The sequence below is a fragment of the Haloarchaeobius sp. HME9146 genome (assembly GCF_025399835.1).
Taxonomy (GTDB): domain Archaea; phylum Halobacteriota; class Halobacteria; order Halobacteriales; family Natrialbaceae; genus Haloarchaeobius.
Genome location: NZ_JAODVR010000001.1, coordinates 1,444,503 through 1,459,172, shown reverse-complemented (window position 1 = coordinate 1,459,172; position 14,670 = coordinate 1,444,503). Strand labels below are relative to the sequence as shown.

At 65.1% G+C, this 14,670-nt stretch carries 20 protein-coding genes; 12 read left to right on the top strand and 8 right to left on the bottom strand.

Going from position 1 to position 14,670, the window contains the following annotated elements; translation table 11 throughout:
* Positions 1 to 4 precede the first annotated feature (4 nt).
* Complete coding sequence (locus tag N6C22_RS07420; RefSeq protein WP_261650461.1) at positions 5 to 955, bottom strand: DMT family transporter; 951 nt, start codon at positions 953 to 955, stop codon at positions 5 to 7.
* A 93-nt stretch (positions 956 to 1,048) separates the two neighbouring features.
* Here N6C22_RS07420 and N6C22_RS07415 point away from each other — a divergent pair, with 93 nt between their 5' ends.
* From N6C22_RS07415 to N6C22_RS07405, 3 genes are all read left to right on the top strand, one after another.
* Positions 1,049 to 1,339: a DUF5789 family protein gene (locus N6C22_RS07415; protein WP_261650460.1), complete on the top strand. Its 291-nt coding sequence runs from the start codon at positions 1,049 to 1,051 to the stop codon at positions 1,337 to 1,339.
* Between the two features lie 63 nt (positions 1,340 to 1,402).
* A complete protein-coding gene (locus N6C22_RS07410; protein WP_303647688.1) occupies positions 1,403 to 2,080 on the top strand; it encodes a CPBP family glutamic-type intramembrane protease in 678 nt (225 codons plus the stop codon).
* 50 nt (positions 2,081 to 2,130) lie between these two features.
* Complete coding sequence (locus N6C22_RS07405) at positions 2,131 to 2,577, top strand: DUF302 domain-containing protein (RefSeq protein ID WP_261650458.1); 447 nt, start codon at positions 2,131 to 2,133, stop codon at positions 2,575 to 2,577.
* A gap of 87 nt (positions 2,578 to 2,664) precedes the next feature.
* Here N6C22_RS07405 and N6C22_RS07400 read toward each other — a convergent pair whose 3' ends face one another.
* Positions 2,665 to 2,802 (bottom strand): hypothetical protein, encoded by a 138-nt coding sequence (locus tag N6C22_RS07400; protein ID WP_261650457.1) that lies wholly within the window; start codon positions 2,800 to 2,802, stop codon positions 2,665 to 2,667.
* 44 nt (positions 2,803 to 2,846) lie between these two features.
* Positions 2,847 to 4,100, bottom strand: a complete 1,254-nt coding sequence (gene nreA, locus N6C22_RS07395; RefSeq protein WP_261650456.1) for a DNA repair protein NreA — start codon at positions 4,098 to 4,100, stop codon at positions 2,847 to 2,849.
* A gap of 227 nt (positions 4,101 to 4,327) precedes the next feature.
* Here nreA and N6C22_RS07390 point away from each other — a divergent pair, with 227 nt between their 5' ends.
* Positions 4,328 to 5,341, top strand: a complete 1,014-nt coding sequence (locus tag N6C22_RS07390) for a hypothetical protein (RefSeq protein ID WP_261650455.1) — start codon at positions 4,328 to 4,330, stop codon at positions 5,339 to 5,341.
* Between the two features lie 194 nt (positions 5,342 to 5,535).
* On the opposite strand, the gene N6C22_RS07385 is transcribed toward N6C22_RS07390, so the two are convergent.
* Together N6C22_RS07385 and N6C22_RS07380 are read right to left on the bottom strand one after the other, a co-directional pair.
* Positions 5,536 to 6,480, bottom strand: a complete 945-nt coding sequence (locus N6C22_RS07385) for a glycosyl hydrolase (RefSeq protein ID WP_261650454.1) — start codon at positions 6,478 to 6,480, stop codon at positions 5,536 to 5,538.
* Positions 6,481 to 6,621: 141 nt separating this feature from the next.
* Positions 6,622 to 7,584: a transcription initiation factor IIB family protein gene (locus N6C22_RS07380; RefSeq protein ID WP_261650453.1), complete on the bottom strand. Its 963-nt coding sequence runs from the start codon at positions 7,582 to 7,584 to the stop codon at positions 6,622 to 6,624.
* 174 nt (positions 7,585 to 7,758) lie between these two features.
* Between N6C22_RS07380 and rnhA the strand changes: the two genes are divergently transcribed.
* Both rnhA and N6C22_RS07370 read left to right on the top strand, forming a co-directional pair.
* The gene (gene rnhA / locus N6C22_RS07375; RefSeq protein ID WP_261650452.1) at positions 7,759 to 8,352 is read left to right on the top strand and encodes a ribonuclease HI; all 594 of its coding nucleotides are present in this window, start codon (positions 7,759 to 7,761) and stop codon (positions 8,350 to 8,352) included.
* Complete coding sequence (locus tag N6C22_RS07370) at positions 8,345 to 8,962, top strand: rnhA operon protein (RefSeq protein ID WP_261650451.1); 618 nt, start codon at positions 8,345 to 8,347, stop codon at positions 8,960 to 8,962. The genes rnhA and N6C22_RS07370 overlap by 8 nt, the downstream gene beginning before the upstream one ends.
* On the opposite strand, the gene N6C22_RS07365 is transcribed toward N6C22_RS07370, so the two are convergent.
* Complete coding sequence (locus N6C22_RS07365; protein WP_261650450.1) at positions 8,959 to 9,309, bottom strand: PadR family transcriptional regulator; 351 nt, start codon at positions 9,307 to 9,309, stop codon at positions 8,959 to 8,961. The genes N6C22_RS07370 and N6C22_RS07365 overlap by 4 nt on opposite strands.
* 238 nt (positions 9,310 to 9,547) lie before the next feature.
* Between N6C22_RS07365 and N6C22_RS07360 the strand changes: the two genes are divergently transcribed.
* A complete protein-coding gene (locus tag N6C22_RS07360; RefSeq protein WP_261650449.1) occupies positions 9,548 to 10,081 on the top strand; it encodes an inorganic diphosphatase in 534 nt (177 codons plus the stop codon).
* Positions 10,082 to 10,106: 25 nt separating this feature from the next.
* On the opposite strand, the gene N6C22_RS07355 is transcribed toward N6C22_RS07360, so the two are convergent.
* Positions 10,107 to 10,298 (bottom strand): DUF2892 domain-containing protein, encoded by a 192-nt coding sequence (locus tag N6C22_RS07355; RefSeq protein ID WP_261650448.1) that lies wholly within the window; start codon positions 10,296 to 10,298, stop codon positions 10,107 to 10,109.
* A 169-nt stretch (positions 10,299 to 10,467) separates the two neighbouring features.
* On the opposite strand from N6C22_RS07355, the gene N6C22_RS07350 reads away from it, so the two are divergent.
* The 3 genes from N6C22_RS07350 to N6C22_RS07340 all read left to right on the top strand — a co-directional run bounded on the left by N6C22_RS07350 (position 10,468) and on the right by N6C22_RS07340 (position 12,513).
* Positions 10,468 to 10,611, top strand: a complete 144-nt coding sequence (locus tag N6C22_RS07350; protein WP_261650447.1) for a hypothetical protein — start codon at positions 10,468 to 10,470, stop codon at positions 10,609 to 10,611.
* Between the two features lie 84 nt (positions 10,612 to 10,695).
* Positions 10,696 to 12,042: an alkaline phosphatase family protein gene (locus tag N6C22_RS07345; protein WP_261650446.1), complete on the top strand. Its 1,347-nt coding sequence runs from the start codon at positions 10,696 to 10,698 to the stop codon at positions 12,040 to 12,042.
* Positions 12,043 to 12,087: 45 nt separating this feature from the next.
* Positions 12,088 to 12,513 carry an SHOCT domain-containing protein gene (locus tag N6C22_RS07340; RefSeq protein WP_261650445.1) on the top strand — a complete coding sequence of 142 codons (426 nt, stop codon included), beginning with the start codon at positions 12,088 to 12,090 and terminating at the stop codon, positions 12,511 to 12,513.
* A gap of 6 nt (positions 12,514 to 12,519) precedes the next feature.
* Here the strand turns inward: N6C22_RS07340 and N6C22_RS07335 are convergent, their stop codons facing one another.
* Positions 12,520 to 13,599 (bottom strand): tubulin/FtsZ family protein, encoded by a 1,080-nt coding sequence (locus N6C22_RS07335; RefSeq protein WP_261650444.1) that lies wholly within the window; start codon positions 13,597 to 13,599, stop codon positions 12,520 to 12,522.
* A 76-nt stretch (positions 13,600 to 13,675) separates the two neighbouring features.
* Between N6C22_RS07335 and N6C22_RS07330 the strand changes: the two genes are divergently transcribed.
* Both N6C22_RS07330 and N6C22_RS07325 read left to right on the top strand, forming a co-directional pair.
* Positions 13,676 to 14,227: a hypothetical protein gene (locus N6C22_RS07330; RefSeq protein ID WP_261650443.1), complete on the top strand. Its 552-nt coding sequence runs from the start codon at positions 13,676 to 13,678 to the stop codon at positions 14,225 to 14,227.
* Positions 14,224 to 14,664 carry an ABC transporter gene (locus N6C22_RS07325; protein ID WP_261650442.1) on the top strand — a complete coding sequence of 147 codons (441 nt, stop codon included), beginning with the start codon at positions 14,224 to 14,226 and terminating at the stop codon, positions 14,662 to 14,664. Before N6C22_RS07330 ends, N6C22_RS07325 begins: the two co-directional genes overlap by 4 nt.
* Positions 14,665 to 14,670: the final 6 nt, after the last annotated feature.

The window sequence follows — 14,670 nt, the reverse complement described above, 5'->3', positions numbered from 1 at the left end:
GCGGTCAGTTGTTCGGTTCCCACGACTGGCAGGCTTCCATGTCGTCCATCTCCTCGTCGTGGTGGGCGCAGTAGGGCTGGATACCCCGGTTCGTCCGGACGTAGTCGAAGTGCGCGCAGTTGCCGCAGTAGCGGTCGGCGAGGTTCTTGTCGGCGGGACTCGGCTCCTCGGTCCGCATGACTTCGGCGTCCTCGTCCAGCGGCGACCGGATGTCGTCCGGAGTCGTGCCGCCGTCGCTGGTCGGCGAGTTCACGGCCGGGTGGGTCGGCGACGAGTTCGACCACGAGCCAGACCCGGACGAGGCGCTGGCCTTGCGCCCCGGCCGGTTCGTCTGCGTCTCGACGTTCCCGTCGGGCTGGGTGCCGAACATCCCGACGCTGCCGTACTGGGCGGCGCTGGCTTTCTCGCCCTCGACCTCGTCGACCTTCTCCTCCGGGACCTCGACGTACTTCGTCTCGCCCTCCCGGGTCACCTGCATGGTGACGGTTCCGCCGGGGTCGTTACGGGTCTTGAACGTCACGACCGCGCTGAACAGGCACCCGATGGCGGTGAACACGCCGACGAAGTAGACGACCGCGACGAGCAGGGTCATCCCCTGGCTCGCGGTCGGCGAACCGATCCAGTCCCCCGGGTAGACACGGCTGAACAGCGCGACGCCGAGCACGCAGACGCTGGCACCGATGGCCGCCGCGGCCCGGATGCGCCGACTCGCCGGCAGGACCGTGAACACGCCCACGAGCACGGCGGGGATGCCCAGGCCACCCAACACACCGGCTATCTCTCTCGACCCGTAGATGCCGACGCCGAGACCGGCGAGGACGTCGGTCGCACCGACTACGATACCGAGGACCGTCAACAGCGCACCGGCGAGGAACAGGCCCATCCCGAGGTAGAACCGACGGAGGTTCTCGACCTCCCCGACGTTGTCCTCGTACACGTCCGCGAGGCTAGTCATGTCCCTCACTTACGCCCCACGACACAAAACAGTACGTCAGACATCGGCCAGCGAAGCGAAAGGTTGAATCGACGGGATTGCAAACCCCCGCACATGGCTGACGACGAGGAAGAGGAGACAGAACCTGCCGTCGAACTCGGGTCCGGTGACGCCGTCGAGGGCGCACCGCTGGCCCGCGTCACGTCCCGACTGACCTGGCCCATCCAGAAGAGCCGTCTCGAAGCGCTCGAGGGCGAGTCCACCATCCGGACGCCCGAGGGTCCGAAGACCATCTCGGCGGTGCTCGAGGACATCGACATCACCTACTTCGAGAAGCGCCAGGAGTTCGAGAACGCCGTCCGCGACGTGGTCGGCCGCGGTGCCGTTCCCACCACAGACGAGTAATCCACCGTGTTCTCGACGGTCGTACGGTCTTTCGACGACGCCCGGTCGTGGCTCTCCGAGCGACTGTCCTCCCTGCGCCCGTCGAACCTGAGCTGGACACAGAAGTCACTCCTGCTGGGGTTCGTGCTCGCGTTGCTGTGGATGGAGTTCACGCGCTACCCACTGAACGAGCGGGTGGTAACCGACACGCTCATTTTCTTCGTCGGGCCGATGGCGCTCGCGATTACCCACGGGAAGAACATCGGCTACCGGGTCGACTGGCCGGCGATTCGCAACACGCTGTTGCTGGCGCTGTTCGTCCTCCCGTTCTACGTCATCGGGTCGTCGCTCCCGGGTATCCGGGCGTACTACCCGATGTGGGGCGACTGGGGCAGCACCGTCGCACTGGACCAGTTCGCGGTCCACGCGCTCAAGCAGTTCTGGCTGGTCGTCGCCGTCGAGACGTACTACCGTGGGCTGCTCTGTGTCGGCGTCGGTGAACGCTTCGGCATCAAGGCCGCGTTCATCAGCCCGTTCGTCTACATGATCCACCACATCGGGAAGCCACCGCTCGAAGTGCTCCTCTCCGGGCCGACGGACGTGCTGTTCGGCGCAGTCGACTACAAGAGCGACTCGCTGCTCCCCTCCATCGTCGCTCACGGCGCGGGGCTCGTCCTCCTGGACTGGCTGGTCCTGCACGAGCCCCTCATCCCGCCCGAGACCGTCATCGGGTTGCTCCGCTGGCTCCCGATTCCAGTGTAGCCCGGGCCGGGGAGACACGTTTTTGGGCGGTGCGTGCAATTCTCTAGTCGATGGCACTCAACATCGACCCCGACCAGCTGAGTGACGACGACATCGGCAAGAAGCGTGCGACCCTGGAGATGGACCACGAGGAGGCCGTCGAACACGTCCGCGAGGCGTTCGAAGACGCCGGCTTCGGTACACTCGTCGAGTTCTCGCCCTCCGAGGTCATCAAGGAGAAGACCGGCTCCGAGCACAACCCGTACTACGTCCTCGGTGCGTGCAACCCGGAGATGGCGGACCGTGCGATGGAGATAACGCCGGAGATTGGCGGACTGATGCCCTGTAACGTAGTTATCTGGGAGGAGGAACCCGGCCGCCAGCAGGTCTACCACGTCTCCATCATGAAGATCGCGCGGCTGCTCGGGATGGCTCCCGACGACGACACCTGGGACGAGCTCGTCGCCGACACCGGCGAACTCGTCGAGCAGGCGTTCGCCAACGTCAACGACGTCTGATAATGTTTATTGTAGCTGTTTACTGCTGGTTCGCCACCACATTCCGGCGAACCAGCGGTAACGATCTACAATAGACATTATGAACCGCTACCGAAGGCCGACGCGCTGGTAGTAGTAATCGAGCACGAGCGAGACGACGACGAGCGCGAGCAGGCTGGCGACGGCGGGCGTCTGCCCGCCGAAGTCGACCAACAGAAGCGGCCACACCATGACAAATTGTACCATGGTGTGCGCGACGATAAATCCGACGGCTACGGAAACCGATGGTGTTAGAAATCAGACAGCGACGACTGGAGCCCCGCGACGAGTTCCGATTTCCTGCGGAGGCGACCCAGTGAGACCGGAAGGCGCTGGGCGACCGTCCGGACCGCCTCGTGGAACGTCTCCGCCTCACCGTGCTCGCCGTCGAAGGCGTTCCTGACGCTCTCCCTGACCTGCCAGACGCCGACCGGTGCCCAGTAGTCGTCGCTCACTTCACGCAGGACCAGACACTTCGCCTGGCGGCCGCGGTCGGCGAGGTGTTCGAGAACGCCCAGCCGGCTGGCGTAGTACGCGCCGGCCGTCTCGTCGACGTACCCCGTCCGGCCCTCGTAGCCCTCCGAGGCGCTTCCCATCCAGATGTCGCCGGACTCGGCCGGGTTCCAGACGCTCCCCGGGGCCTTCATCTCGACGAGTTCGTACTCCCACTGCCCCGGCGCGAGGACGACCCAGTAGCGGTTGCCCATGAACTCGTTCTCCCACACCTCGACCGAATCGATGCTCGGTGCGTGGCGGATCTGCCCGCGGAGGTACTGCCCGATGGTGTCGTCGACGGCCGTGATGGACCAGCGGGTCGGGACGAGCCGCCGGTTCTCGCCCTGGCCGAGCGCGCCCGCCGAGAGGATACGGTTCACGTCGTACACGTCGAACCCCCGGCGGTAGAGGTACGTCATCGCGCCCTGGGCCTGCCAGTCGTCGTCCTCCAGCGTCTTCTTCACCGGTTTCGGGACGTACGGGTTCTCGGTGAGGTCGACCGACGTGGCCTTCGCTCGCGGTCCCCGCGGCGTGGCTATGCCGTCGTCGACGTCGAGGTCGAGGTTCGGTTTCCCATCGAGGCCGATCTCCAGGTCGACCGGGTCACCCGCGATGGCCACCTCGCGCTGGACACCGACGAAGCCGTCCCACACGTCGTTCACGTCGACGTTGGCCCGCCGGGTCGAGTTCAACAGACCGGTCCGGCGCTCGACCACGTCGCCGACACCGAGGCCCTGCTGGTACCACGCGCCGTCGGTGACGAAGTCCGTCGGGTCCCCCTCGGCGACCGGCGAGAGCAGACCGGTCGACACCCGCGGGTAGTTGGTCCGACCCACGAAGATGGAGGGTGCCGTCGCCCCGAACAGGGAATCACCTTGCACCGTCTCCTCGAACCGCGATTGGAAGTCCTGCAGGTAGTCGGTGATGGCGTAGGACTTCTCCTTCGCCAGCTGCCGGCGTCTGGCGTCCTCGTCGGGTTCGAGGCTCTCGATGTAGTCGTCGAGCCGCATTCGTTCGCATATGGTCTGTCTGCGGGTAAGAACCTTCCCCGACGAACCGACGCCACCGACGATGCACCCGAGACGAAATCGACCGTTTCACACTGTTGTCAAGCGCTTAACAGCTGAATAATATTCCCGCTCCTGTGAGAACCCCCGACCGTCCCGCCGGTGTGTCACAGCACCGTCGTGGACGAGAGCTATGCAACCAATGTCTCAACGAAGGTTCGAACGGTAAGATGGTACGAACGACACGCAGACAGACCCTCGCGCTCGCCGCTAGCACCGTCCCGCTGGTCGGTGTGACGGCGACCGTCTCGGGCGCACAGAACGCGACGATCGAGGCCGACCCGGACACCCCCGACGCAGTGTCCACTCACAAGGTCACCGTGACCGTAGACGGAGACGCCACCGGCAGTTCCTGGAACTCGCTCGTCGTCGACTACAGCGAGACCGACGCGGACATCAGCGACGTCGGGCAGGACGACCTCGTCACGGCCGGCATCGACCGCGGCGACGACGCCGACGGTGCTACGGTCGACACCGACGCGACGGCCGACGTGAGTAGCGTCGATTCGAGCAACGACGGGAAGACGCTGACCGTCGGGCTCGGCGGGAACTACTCGTTGCAGGCCGGTGACGAGCTCGTCGTCACCGTCGGTGACGTCTCGAACCCCGGCGAGGCCGGGAACGCTCCGGTCGGTGTGACGGTGAACGCACAGAGCGCCGCCGAGACCGCCACGGCGACGCTCACCATCGGGCAGTCCAGCGACGCCGATGATGACGACGGTGACGAATCCGGAACCGGCGGCGGGGAAGACTCCGAGGACGAAGAACGGGAAGACGAGGACGAAGACGGAGAACAGGAAGACGAAGAACAGAAAGACGAGGACGAAGGCGACTACACCGCGACCGTCACCTTCGAGAAGCAGACGACCGACGGAACGAGCGTCGAGGCCTGTGCCGACCTCCCCGACGGTGGCTACATCGCCATCCACGACACGTCTGGAACCCTCGTCGGCCACTCCGAGTACCTCCCGGCCGGCGCTCACAAGAGCGTCTGCGTGGAGCTCGACGACACACTCGAATCGAAGACGAGACTCGTCGCGATGCCGCACAGGGACGTCGACGGCGACACCACGTTCGACTTCGGGCCGGACTGCTCGGTCGACACGGCGTATCGTCGCGAGAACAACGACAAGCCAGTGACCGAGACGGCGATGGTGACCGTCACGGAGTCCTGCGAGTCGTGACGTCACTCGTCACCGGGTGAGGTCTCGCGCCCGTGATGGGTGACGAACCATCGCGTGCTCACACCCTGGTGGCAGTTGCACTGGTCTGGCGAACAGGCGACACCCAGTTGTTCCCGGTCGCAGTGTGTCGCACAACCGCGTGGTGCGACCGGGCGCGTGGTCAGGACATACCGCGAGTGGCCGCTCGCTCCGATTTAAATCGTGGCGAGCGACCGCGCGGCAGTGGGAACCTCACCGACCTGGATCCAGCCGTGTTCCTCGCGTCGGAGGATACGGCCTGGAGCGCGTTGCTGGAACCCGTCGTCGATTCGCAGGGTACCCGCGTAGATATCGTCCTCGTCGGTCGCCCAGGAGACGACGAACGACTCCTTCTCGCCCGGATACGGAACGCGTGTCGCCTCCCGCCCCGTCTCGTCGACCGGGGTCTCGAAGACCGCACCGCCGGGGGCGGACGGCCCCCAGCCGTTCGCGGCAGTGTAGAGGGTCCCGTCGTGGGCGATGGACTCGCGGAAGTAGTTGAACCAGAAGTCGCGAAAGTCGGTGTCCTGTCGGAGCCACGACCGGCCCGCATCGGTGGTGCGGTAGAGGCCGTTCCCGGTGGCTGCGAGGTACTCGTCTATCTCCAGCGCGAGGAGGTGGTGGACGTCGTCGTGGACCCCGGCAGTCCGGTCGTTCCAGGTCGAGCCGCCATCGACGCTGACGAAGACCCCACCCGGTTCGACACCGACCGCGAGCCTGTCGGGTGCGCTGCTGTGGACGGCCATGGTCCGAACCGCGGCGTCGTCGCCGGGTGCGCGGTCGCGCCAGCGGTCGCGGGAAGGCAAGTTCTGGAAGCCATCGGACTCGTCCCACGTCGCTCCACCGTCCTCGGAGACGTAGACGGCCGCGGGCCGGATGCCGACGTACCAGTACGCCTCGTCGGGGCTGACGGCCATCGAGTGGACCGGACCGGCGAACGATTCGAGTTTCCTCCACTCCCAGCCGTCCTCGGAGTGATAGAGACCGGCCGGTGTCGCGGCGAACGCACCGGCGTCGAACACGCGAAGTCGATTGACCCGCGCGTCGAGCGTCCGTTCGACGGTCTCGAAGCCGTCACTGGTGCGAAAGAGACCCCCCGGGGTACCGATGAGCAAACCCATCGCCATCACCTCGTCGCCTGCTGGGTTAATGGTTACGCCGCTTCTCATATCAATCAGGCTAGCTGAACCGTGTCCTGTAAGCAGAGCAAGAAGAATGCAGTCGCTCTGCGCTCGAAAATAGGAGAGGATTACCGACGGGTCCTAGCTGTGGATGCCCATCGCTTCGATCTGTTCCTGATAGCGGTTCCGGATAGTGACTTCCGTCACCTGTGCGACGTCGGCGACCTCACGCTGGGTCTTCTTCTCGTTGCACAGGAGCGACGCGGCGTAGATCGCGGCCGCGGCGTAGCCAGTGGGAGACTTGCCCGAGAGCAGTCCCTTCTCTGCGGTGGTTTCGATGATTTCGTTTGCTTTCGTCTGGACCTCCTCGGAGAGTTCGAGTTCAGAACAGAACCGCGGTACGTACTTTTTCGGGTCGACCGGCTTCATCTCCAGGCCGAGTTCCTGGGAGATGTACCGGTACGTCCGGCCGATCTCTTTTCGTTCCACACGGGAGACCTCGGAGATCTCTTCGAGACTTCGCGGAATGCCTTCCTTCCGGCAGGCCGCGTACAGTGCACTCGTGGCGACGCCCTCGATGGAGCGACCTCGGATGAGGTCCTCCTTGAGCGCGCGCCGGTAGATCACCGACGCGACCTCGCGGACCGAGCGCGGCACACCGAGTGCGGACGCCATCCGGTCGATCTCGCTGAGCGCGAACTGCAGGTTGCGTTCGCCGGCGTCCTTGGTCCGGATACGCTCTTGCCACTTGCGCAGCCGATGCATCTGACTGCGTTTCTTCGAAGAGATAGAGCGCCCGTATGCGTCTTTGTCTTTCCAGTCGATCGTCGTCGTGAGCCCTTTGTCGTGCATCGTCTGTGTCGTCGGGGCTCCGACGCGCGACTTCTCCTGTCGTTCCTGATGGTTGAAGGCGCGCCACTCTGGACCGGGGTCGATTTTCTCTTCTTCGACGACCAGCCCGCAGTCGTCGCAGACGAGTTCGCCCCTGTCGGAACTCTTGACCAGATTATCGGATTCGCACTCGGGGCACTCCCTGACCCCTTCTTGCTCGTCCGAGGATTCGGTCTCGAGTTCTCGCTCCCGCTGGCGGGTAGACCGTGTCATCGCACTTTTATAGTAGTAGTTCGGAGAGTCTTAAACCCTTGGTATGATTCTGGCCCCTTCGGCCGCGACAGAAAGTCCCGCTCAGAACGAATCAGCAGACTGCGGCAATTCTGTCCAGCTGACACTGAAATCGAATCAGAACGGTTTTACACCAGGTTCGGTGACGTTCGGTCAATGCCGGTCATCGAGTGTGACGTCGACGAGGCCCGTGAACGACTGGAATCCGCGGGTGCGACCGTCACCGACGGGAACACCGAACACGAGCGCTGGCGCGCGGAGTACGGGGACGCGTCCGCGGTCGCCTACGACGAGAAGGTCGTGATCCAGGGCGCACAGCCGTCCGACATCGAGGCCGTCCTCCGCGACGGCGGCGGGCGCGCGCACTGTTACTTCGACGGGGCGTCCCGCGGAAACCCCGGGCCCGCAGCCATCGGCTGGGTCATCGTGACGAGCGACGGAATCGTCGGTGAGGGGTCCGAGCGCATCGGGAACGCGACGAACAACCAGGCCGAGTACGACGCGCTCATCCGGGTACTCGAAGCCGCGCGCGACTTCGGCTACGACGAACTGGAGATCCGCGGTGACTCCGAGCTCATCGTCAAGCAGGTCCGCGGCGAGTACGACACGAACAACCCGACGCTGCGCGAGAAACGCGTCACCGTCCGGGAGCTGCTCTCGAACTTCGACTCTTGGACGCTCTCGCACGTTCCGCGAGAGATAAACGAACGCGCCGACAACCTTGCGAACGAAGCTCTTGACGATGCCTGAGGACGCACATCCGGACGAGAACGAGGCGGAATCGGCCGACGAGACCGAAGACCAGGAACTCCCCGAGGACGTGGTCGAGGAGGCAGAACGACTCACGCGCCTCGCGAGGGAAGCAGTCGACGACGGGGCGGTCGAGTCCTACGAGACGCGACGGACCGACCTGCTGGAGGACCACGAGTTCACGGCTCGCGTCCGCGACGACGACGAGGGCGAGACGCTCGTCCTGCACCCGGAGGAGTGGGTCGAAGACGGCGTCATCCGGACCGACCGCATCGAGGACACCGACCGGGCGGTCGAGGCGTCGCTCTCGGGCCCGGGCGAGCCCGAGGAGTGGGCCGAGGTCGCCGAGCAGAACGACGAACTGGTCGCCGCCATCGCCGACGCACACGGCGAGGTCCACGCGAACAACGCCAGGAAGCTGGCCGACTTCATGGGCAATCACTACGCCCGGCCGGCCGACACCGCGACGAGCGCAGAGCTGCAGGAGTTCCTGGAGTGGTACTATCCGCGCAACGCGTGGCCGACCGAGGAGGAGAAAGCAGTGGTGGAGACGTCGCTGGAGCTCGTGTTCGAAACCGCGGAAAAACGGGTGCCCGATCTGTCGTCCTAGTCGAGGAGTGCGCGGACTTCGTTCGCGCGCTCTTCGTCCTCACCGATCTTCGACAGCGTCCACTGGAGCTGGTCCATGACGGCGTCGTAGCCGTCGTCGGTCAGCTCGTACTGGTTGGTCCGCTTGTCGAGTTCGCTCTTGTCGATGAGTCCGAGCCCGACGAGTTCGTCGAGGTTCGGGTACAGGCGGCCGTGGTTGACCTCCGTTCCATAGTAATCCTCTAGCTCGCGTTTAATCGCGAGACCGTACATCGGCTCCTTTGCCAGAATGACCAGAATGTTGTGCTGGAACGCGGTGAGCTCACGCGCGATGCCCTGTTGCCCGGTGACTGCTTGTGCCTCTGACATACCTTACTAAATGTCACCAGGCTATTTAACACTTCTCAACTATTAGTGCATTTACTTGCAGTTCCACCGACCCGTCACTCCCTAGACTGCCTGAGGCATTGCGATTTCGGGTTCCTGTTACTTTTTTCCAGTTACCGGGCCGTGATATCGTGCCACACAGTCGTTCGCCCGAGGATAAACTGTGACGAATGGGTAAATACGAAAGGACTTTCCGCCCCGTACTCCCACGCCAGAACGTATGACGAATCTCTGGGAAGACCTGGAAACTGGCCCGAACGCGCCGGAGACCATCTACGCAGTCGTCGAGTGCCTGAAAGGCGAGCGCAACAAGTACGAGTACGACAAGGACATCCCCGGGGTCGTCCTCGACCGCGTGCTCCACAGCAACGTCCACTACCCCTCCGACTACGGGTTCATCCCGCAGTCGTACTACGACGACGAGGACCCCTTCGACGTGCTCGTCCTCGTCGAGGACCAGACGTTCCCGGGCTGTGTCATCGAAGCCCGTCCCGTCGCGCTGATGAAGATGGACGACGACGGCGAGCAGGACGACAAGGTCATCGCGGTCCCGACCGAGGACCCGCGCTTCGACCACATCGAGGACCTCGAAGACATCCCGCAGCAGCAGCTCGACGAGATCGACGAGTTCTTCAAGACCTACAAGAACCTCGAGGCCGGCAAGGAAGTCGAGACGCAGGGCTGGGAGGACAAGCAGGCGGCGAAGGACGCCATCGAGCACGCGATGGACCTCTACGAAGAGAACTTCCAGTAACGACCGTCTCCGAGTTCGGTTCTTTTCAGTCGAGCACTGCCCCGAGCGGGCAGACGCGCAACGCACCGGTCAGCAACAGCGTCGCACCGAGGACGCCGAGGAGGACGCCGAGTGACGTGCGCTGGAAGCCCGCACCCGCGACCATCCCTGCAAACACCGCGACCGACCCCAGCCCGACACGGATCATCTGCCCGGTGTCGTCTACGTTTCGTTCCATGGTCCCACGTTCGGGTACCCCCTTCAAAAACGTGTCTCGTCCGCCCGGACCGGACTGCCCAACACGCCAGCTGCACGAGAAGATACGCTCTGGTAATGTCGGGCCGACCCCCGATAATTTATGAGCATGAGTAATTTTATCCGGTGGTGCCCCGTACATCCTGATAGAGATGGCAACCAACAGCGTACACCCGACGACGAAGGTCGAGCCCCGCGAGACGACGGAATCACGCGAATCAACGGGTGGCGTCGGGATGTACCACGTTACCGTGGTTCCCACGAACTTCGAGCGGTCGTCGCGGCGCGACGAGTAACGAATTTTTGCCGGGAGTCGTGACCTGCGGCCTGATTGAGTGGTGAAAAGAAGCTTCTTGTAGTCGACCGCAGTACGGGCCGATATGGGTCTCTTCGACCGTCTTCGTGGCGACGACACGCCCCGCGTCGCGTTCTTCGGCATCGACGGGGTACCGTACAGCCTCATCTCCGACAACGAGGAGCGGTTTCCGAACCTGACCGCGCTCGCTCGCGAGGGGAGCGCCGGTCCCATCGACAGCATCGTTCCTCCCGAGTCCAGCGCCTGCTGGCCGTCGCTGACGACCGGTGTGAACCCCGGCGAGACCGGCGTCTACGGCTTCCAGGACCGTGAGATCGGTACCTACGACACCTACGTCCCCATGGGCGACGACGTGCAGGCCAAGCGCCTCTGGGACCGCGTGGAGGAGGACGGTCGCGATTCGACCGTGATGAACGTCCCCGTGACGTTCCCACCCCAGCGCAACGTCCAGCGCATGGTCAGCGGCTTCCTCTCCGTCAACGACATGAGCAAGGCCGCCTACCCCGACGAGTTCGGGGGCTACCTCGACTCTATCGACTACAAGCTCGACGTCAACGCCAAGCTCGGGCACAAGGACGACAAAGCGGAGTTCATCGAAGACGCCCACCTCACGCTGGACAAGCGCTATGAGGCGTTCTCGCACTACGTCGGGCAGGACGACTGGGACCTGTTCTTCGGCGTCTTCATGACGACCGACCGCGTGAACCACTTCCTGTTCGAGGACTACGAGCGCGACGGCGACTACAAACAGGAGTTCCTCGACTTCTACGAGAAGGTCGACGACTACCTCGGCAAGCTCCGCGAGCAGCTTCCGGAGGACGTGACGATGGTCGTCGCGAGCGACCACGGGTTCACCACCCTCGACAACGAGGTCCACCTCAACGAGTGGCTCCGCCGCGAGGGCTGGCTGGAGTTCGACACGGACGAGCCCGAGGAGCTCGGCGACATCTCCTCGGACGCCCGCGCCTACTCGTTCATCCCGGGACGCGTCTACCTCAACCTCGAAGGCCGTGAGCCGCGTGGCTCGGTCCCACAGGACGAGTACGAGGCGGTCCGCGACGAGCTCAAGGCCGACCTCGAAGCCCTCGAAGGCCCGAACGGCGAGAAGGTCGCCGAGCGTGTCGTCGAGAAGGAGGAGGCGTTCCGCGGCGACCACGACGACATCGCGCCGGACCTCGTCATCATCCCGAACCACGGCTTCGACCTCAAGGCCGGCTTCAAGGGTCACGACGAGGTGTTCACCAAGGGTGCCCGCAACGGGATGCACAGCTTCGACAACGCCTCCCTGTTCATCGACGACCCCGAGGCGAACATCTCCGACGCGGACCTCTTCGACATCGCGCCGACCATCCTCGACCTGCTGGAGGTCGACTTCCAGCGCACCGAGTTCGACGGCGCGAGCCTGGTCTGAACGAGCGAGAGAACGTTTTTCACCGCGTTCGTCCAATCGACAGCTATGCCGACCCGCCCTCACGACACCCGCCTGACCCGGGTCGCGTCGTTGCTCGTCTGCGGTGCTGGACTCGCTGGCCTCTTCCTCGACGTGAACAACTGGTGGCTGATCTGGGTCATCGGGTACGCCGTCGTCGTCCCCATCGTCAGCATCCTCTCCGGCGAGGAGGACGAGGCAGACCTCCTGGGCGAGACGAACCGTCGGATGGACGAGGCACTGGACGGGGCGTTCCGCGGAAAGACGACGCGAGAGGACCTCCCCAGTTCGAAGCGCGACGCCCTCGACACGCTCCGCGAGCGCTACGCACAGGGCGAACTCTCGGAGGAACAGTTCGAACGGAAACTGGAGACGCTGCTGGACACGGAGACGCTGGAGGACGCGCGGGCGCGGGTGAAGCGAGACAGGGAACCGGAGACCGAACCGAACTGAGCTGGCTCAGAACAGGTCTTCGAGGTCGTCGTTGCGGAAGTTCGCGGCGTGGTCCTCGGGTGCTTTCTGTTGTTGCTGCTGGGCCTCGCGAGCGCGCTCCATGAACTCCTCGATGCGGGGCGAGCGCTCGACGCCACCGAGGAGGACGAGCGCGGCGATGCGGTCCGAATCCAGCGGGAAGTCGCCGCCACGGACCTGCATCGAGCCGGTCTGGTCCTCGACCCAGCGCCGGGCGCGTTCGACGCCCTTCCGCGGAATCGCCTCGGGGCGACCTGCGACGACCAGCAGTGCGGAGTCCGCCGTGACGGCATCGGGAAGGCTCGTCCCGGTGAACAGTGCGGACCGGGTGACGCTGGTGACGGCGTTGATGTTGTCCTCGGCGGTCTCGCCCGAGATGGCGCTGGCGTAGCCCATGCAGGCGATGCCGCCCTCGCGGAGCGTGTTGATGACCTCGGAGGTGTCGACGACGCTCTCGCCGACGCCCTCGACCGCCTCGCCCGAGGCGAACAGCAGGCCGATACGCTGGGCGATGTTCTGGTTGATGCTGTCGAAGGCCCCCTCGATGGACTCGCCGGCGTCGTGCCAGGCGTCGTTGTCCACGAGGATGGTCGAATCGGCCTCGCGCACGACGGTCTTGAGCGACCGACCGGCGTTGGCCTGGTACATCGACCCCTCGCCGCGGCCGGGGAGGACGCCCAGCGCGTAGATGGGAAGGTCGTAGACGCGCTGGAGTTCGCGGACGAGGACCGGGGCACCGCCGGAGCCGGTTCCGCCGCCGAGGCCGGCGATGACGAAGATGGCCTCCGCCTGCGCCGTGATCTTCCCGTCGAGGCTGTCCATGACCTCGATGGCGTCGTCTTGCATCACCTGTGCGCCGAGTTCGTTGTCACCGCCGACGCCGTGCCCTTTCACCGTATCCTGGCCGACGAGTTGCGTCTCGATGTCCAGATTCTGGAGGTCTGCGTGCGCGGAGTTGACCGCGAGCGCACCCTGCACCGCGTCGAAGTCCATGTTGTAGTCGAACTCGGCCAGTGACTGGGCGATCTTCCCACCAGCCTGTCCGACACCGATCAGGACGACTTTCATACTATCGGCATCCGCAGAGCGGGGGGTAAAACGTTCCGACTGAGGCTTTAAATACCAGGCCGCGGCCAGTGGCGACATGTCCGACCAACTGAACGACCGACTGCGGGCGGTCGAGCGCGCCATCTCCGACGACGATGCGGTCCCGGGAACGATGGGTGTCGACTCCGTCGGGACGGCCCCGGAAGCGGGACCGACCGACGGGACCACGCCGGGCGAGAACAGGGCAGCCAGGCTCACCGACCGGCTCGACGAACTCGAGGCCACCGTCGCCGAGCTCGACGCCGCGGTTCAGGCGCTGCGCGGGTACGCCGGCAACGTCCGGAGCGTGAACGAGCGGGTGGAGAAACGCGCGGATGGAGCGCTCGCTGCGGTCGAGTCGCTGGAGGCCCGGGTCGAGGAACTCGAGGCCAGTGCCCGGAGACAGACCGAGGGAACGTCCGACCGCGCCGACCCACCCGACAGTGCGCTGGCCGCCGAATGGTCCACCCGCACGAGCCGCCACGGCGGCGGGTCAGCCCGCCAGTACTCGGAGGGTCCGACCGACGACGGCGACCCGTACACGATACCAACTTCCGAGGAGGACAGCGAGCAAGGGGGGCTCCTCGCCCGTATCCGAGAGGTCCTGTGAGCGTCCGTCCCGTTCTCTCGGTCGCTCTCGCGCTGGCGCTGCTGGCCGTGACTGCGCCGGCACTGGACGACGCTCGCGAGCACAGGAGCGACCAGCAGGTCTCGACCGACCTCGCCCGGCTGGAACGCGCAGCCAACGGCCTCGTCGCCAGCGAGGACCGAATCAGCGGGCCGGGAGCGCGCCGGCTGGTGACGGTTCGGCTCCCCGATGCCGCCTGGACGACTCGCGAGGTCGAGTGGGTCGCGGTCGGTGGGGTGCCCGGCGACCCGGACTCGCGTCTCCTGTCGTATCGGCTGGCCGGCGGACCGGTACAGCAAGTCCGGACCGGCGTCGCCCTGCACACGGCTGACGGCGCGCCGCTGGTCCTGGACGGGAGCGGGAGTCATCGTCTCGTCCTCACCCTGGCGGCGGATGGGGTCCACGTCGCCCGGTCGTGACCGGTG

Bases quoted from the DNA above. Each gene is read 5' to 3' on its own strand.
- N6C22_RS07420 (WP_261650461.1), bottom strand. From the start codon at position 955: ATGACTAGCCTCGCGGACGTGTACGAGGACAACGTCGGGGAGGTCGAG.
- N6C22_RS07415 (WP_261650460.1), top strand. From the start codon at position 1,049: ATGGCTGACGACGAGGAAGAGGAGACAGAACCTGCCGTCGAACTCGGG.
- N6C22_RS07405 (WP_261650458.1), top strand. From the start codon at position 2,131: ATGGCACTCAACATCGACCCCGACCAGCTGAGTGACGACGACATCGGC.
- N6C22_RS07400 (WP_261650457.1), bottom strand. From the start codon at position 2,802: ATGGTACAATTTGTCATGGTGTGGCCGCTTCTGTTGGTCGACTTCGGC.
- nreA (WP_261650456.1), bottom strand. From the start codon at position 4,100: ATGCGGCTCGACGACTACATCGAGAGCCTCGAACCCGACGAGGACGCC.
- N6C22_RS07390 (WP_261650455.1), top strand. From the start codon at position 4,328: ATGGTACGAACGACACGCAGACAGACCCTCGCGCTCGCCGCTAGCACC.
- N6C22_RS07385 (WP_261650454.1), bottom strand. From the start codon at position 6,480: ATGGGTTTGCTCATCGGTACCCCGGGGGGTCTCTTTCGCACCAGTGAC.
- N6C22_RS07380 (WP_261650453.1), bottom strand. From the start codon at position 7,584: ATGACACGGTCTACCCGCCAGCGGGAGCGAGAACTCGAGACCGAATCC.
- rnhA (WP_261650452.1), top strand. From the start codon at position 7,759: ATGCCGGTCATCGAGTGTGACGTCGACGAGGCCCGTGAACGACTGGAA.
- N6C22_RS07370 (WP_261650451.1), top strand. From the start codon at position 8,345: ATGCCTGAGGACGCACATCCGGACGAGAACGAGGCGGAATCGGCCGAC.
- N6C22_RS07365 (WP_261650450.1), bottom strand. From the start codon at position 9,309: ATGTCAGAGGCACAAGCAGTCACCGGGCAACAGGGCATCGCGCGTGAG.
- N6C22_RS07360 (WP_261650449.1), top strand. From the start codon at position 9,548: ATGACGAATCTCTGGGAAGACCTGGAAACTGGCCCGAACGCGCCGGAG.
- N6C22_RS07355 (WP_261650448.1), bottom strand. From the start codon at position 10,298: ATGGAACGAAACGTAGACGACACCGGGCAGATGATCCGTGTCGGGCTG.
- N6C22_RS07350 (WP_261650447.1), top strand. From the start codon at position 10,468: ATGGCAACCAACAGCGTACACCCGACGACGAAGGTCGAGCCCCGCGAG.
- N6C22_RS07345 (WP_261650446.1), top strand. From the start codon at position 10,696: ATGGGTCTCTTCGACCGTCTTCGTGGCGACGACACGCCCCGCGTCGCG.
- N6C22_RS07340 (WP_261650445.1), top strand. From the start codon at position 12,088: ATGCCGACCCGCCCTCACGACACCCGCCTGACCCGGGTCGCGTCGTTG.
- N6C22_RS07335 (WP_261650444.1), bottom strand. From the start codon at position 13,599: ATGAAAGTCGTCCTGATCGGTGTCGGACAGGCTGGTGGGAAGATCGCC.
- N6C22_RS07330 (WP_261650443.1), top strand. From the start codon at position 13,676: ATGTCCGACCAACTGAACGACCGACTGCGGGCGGTCGAGCGCGCCATC.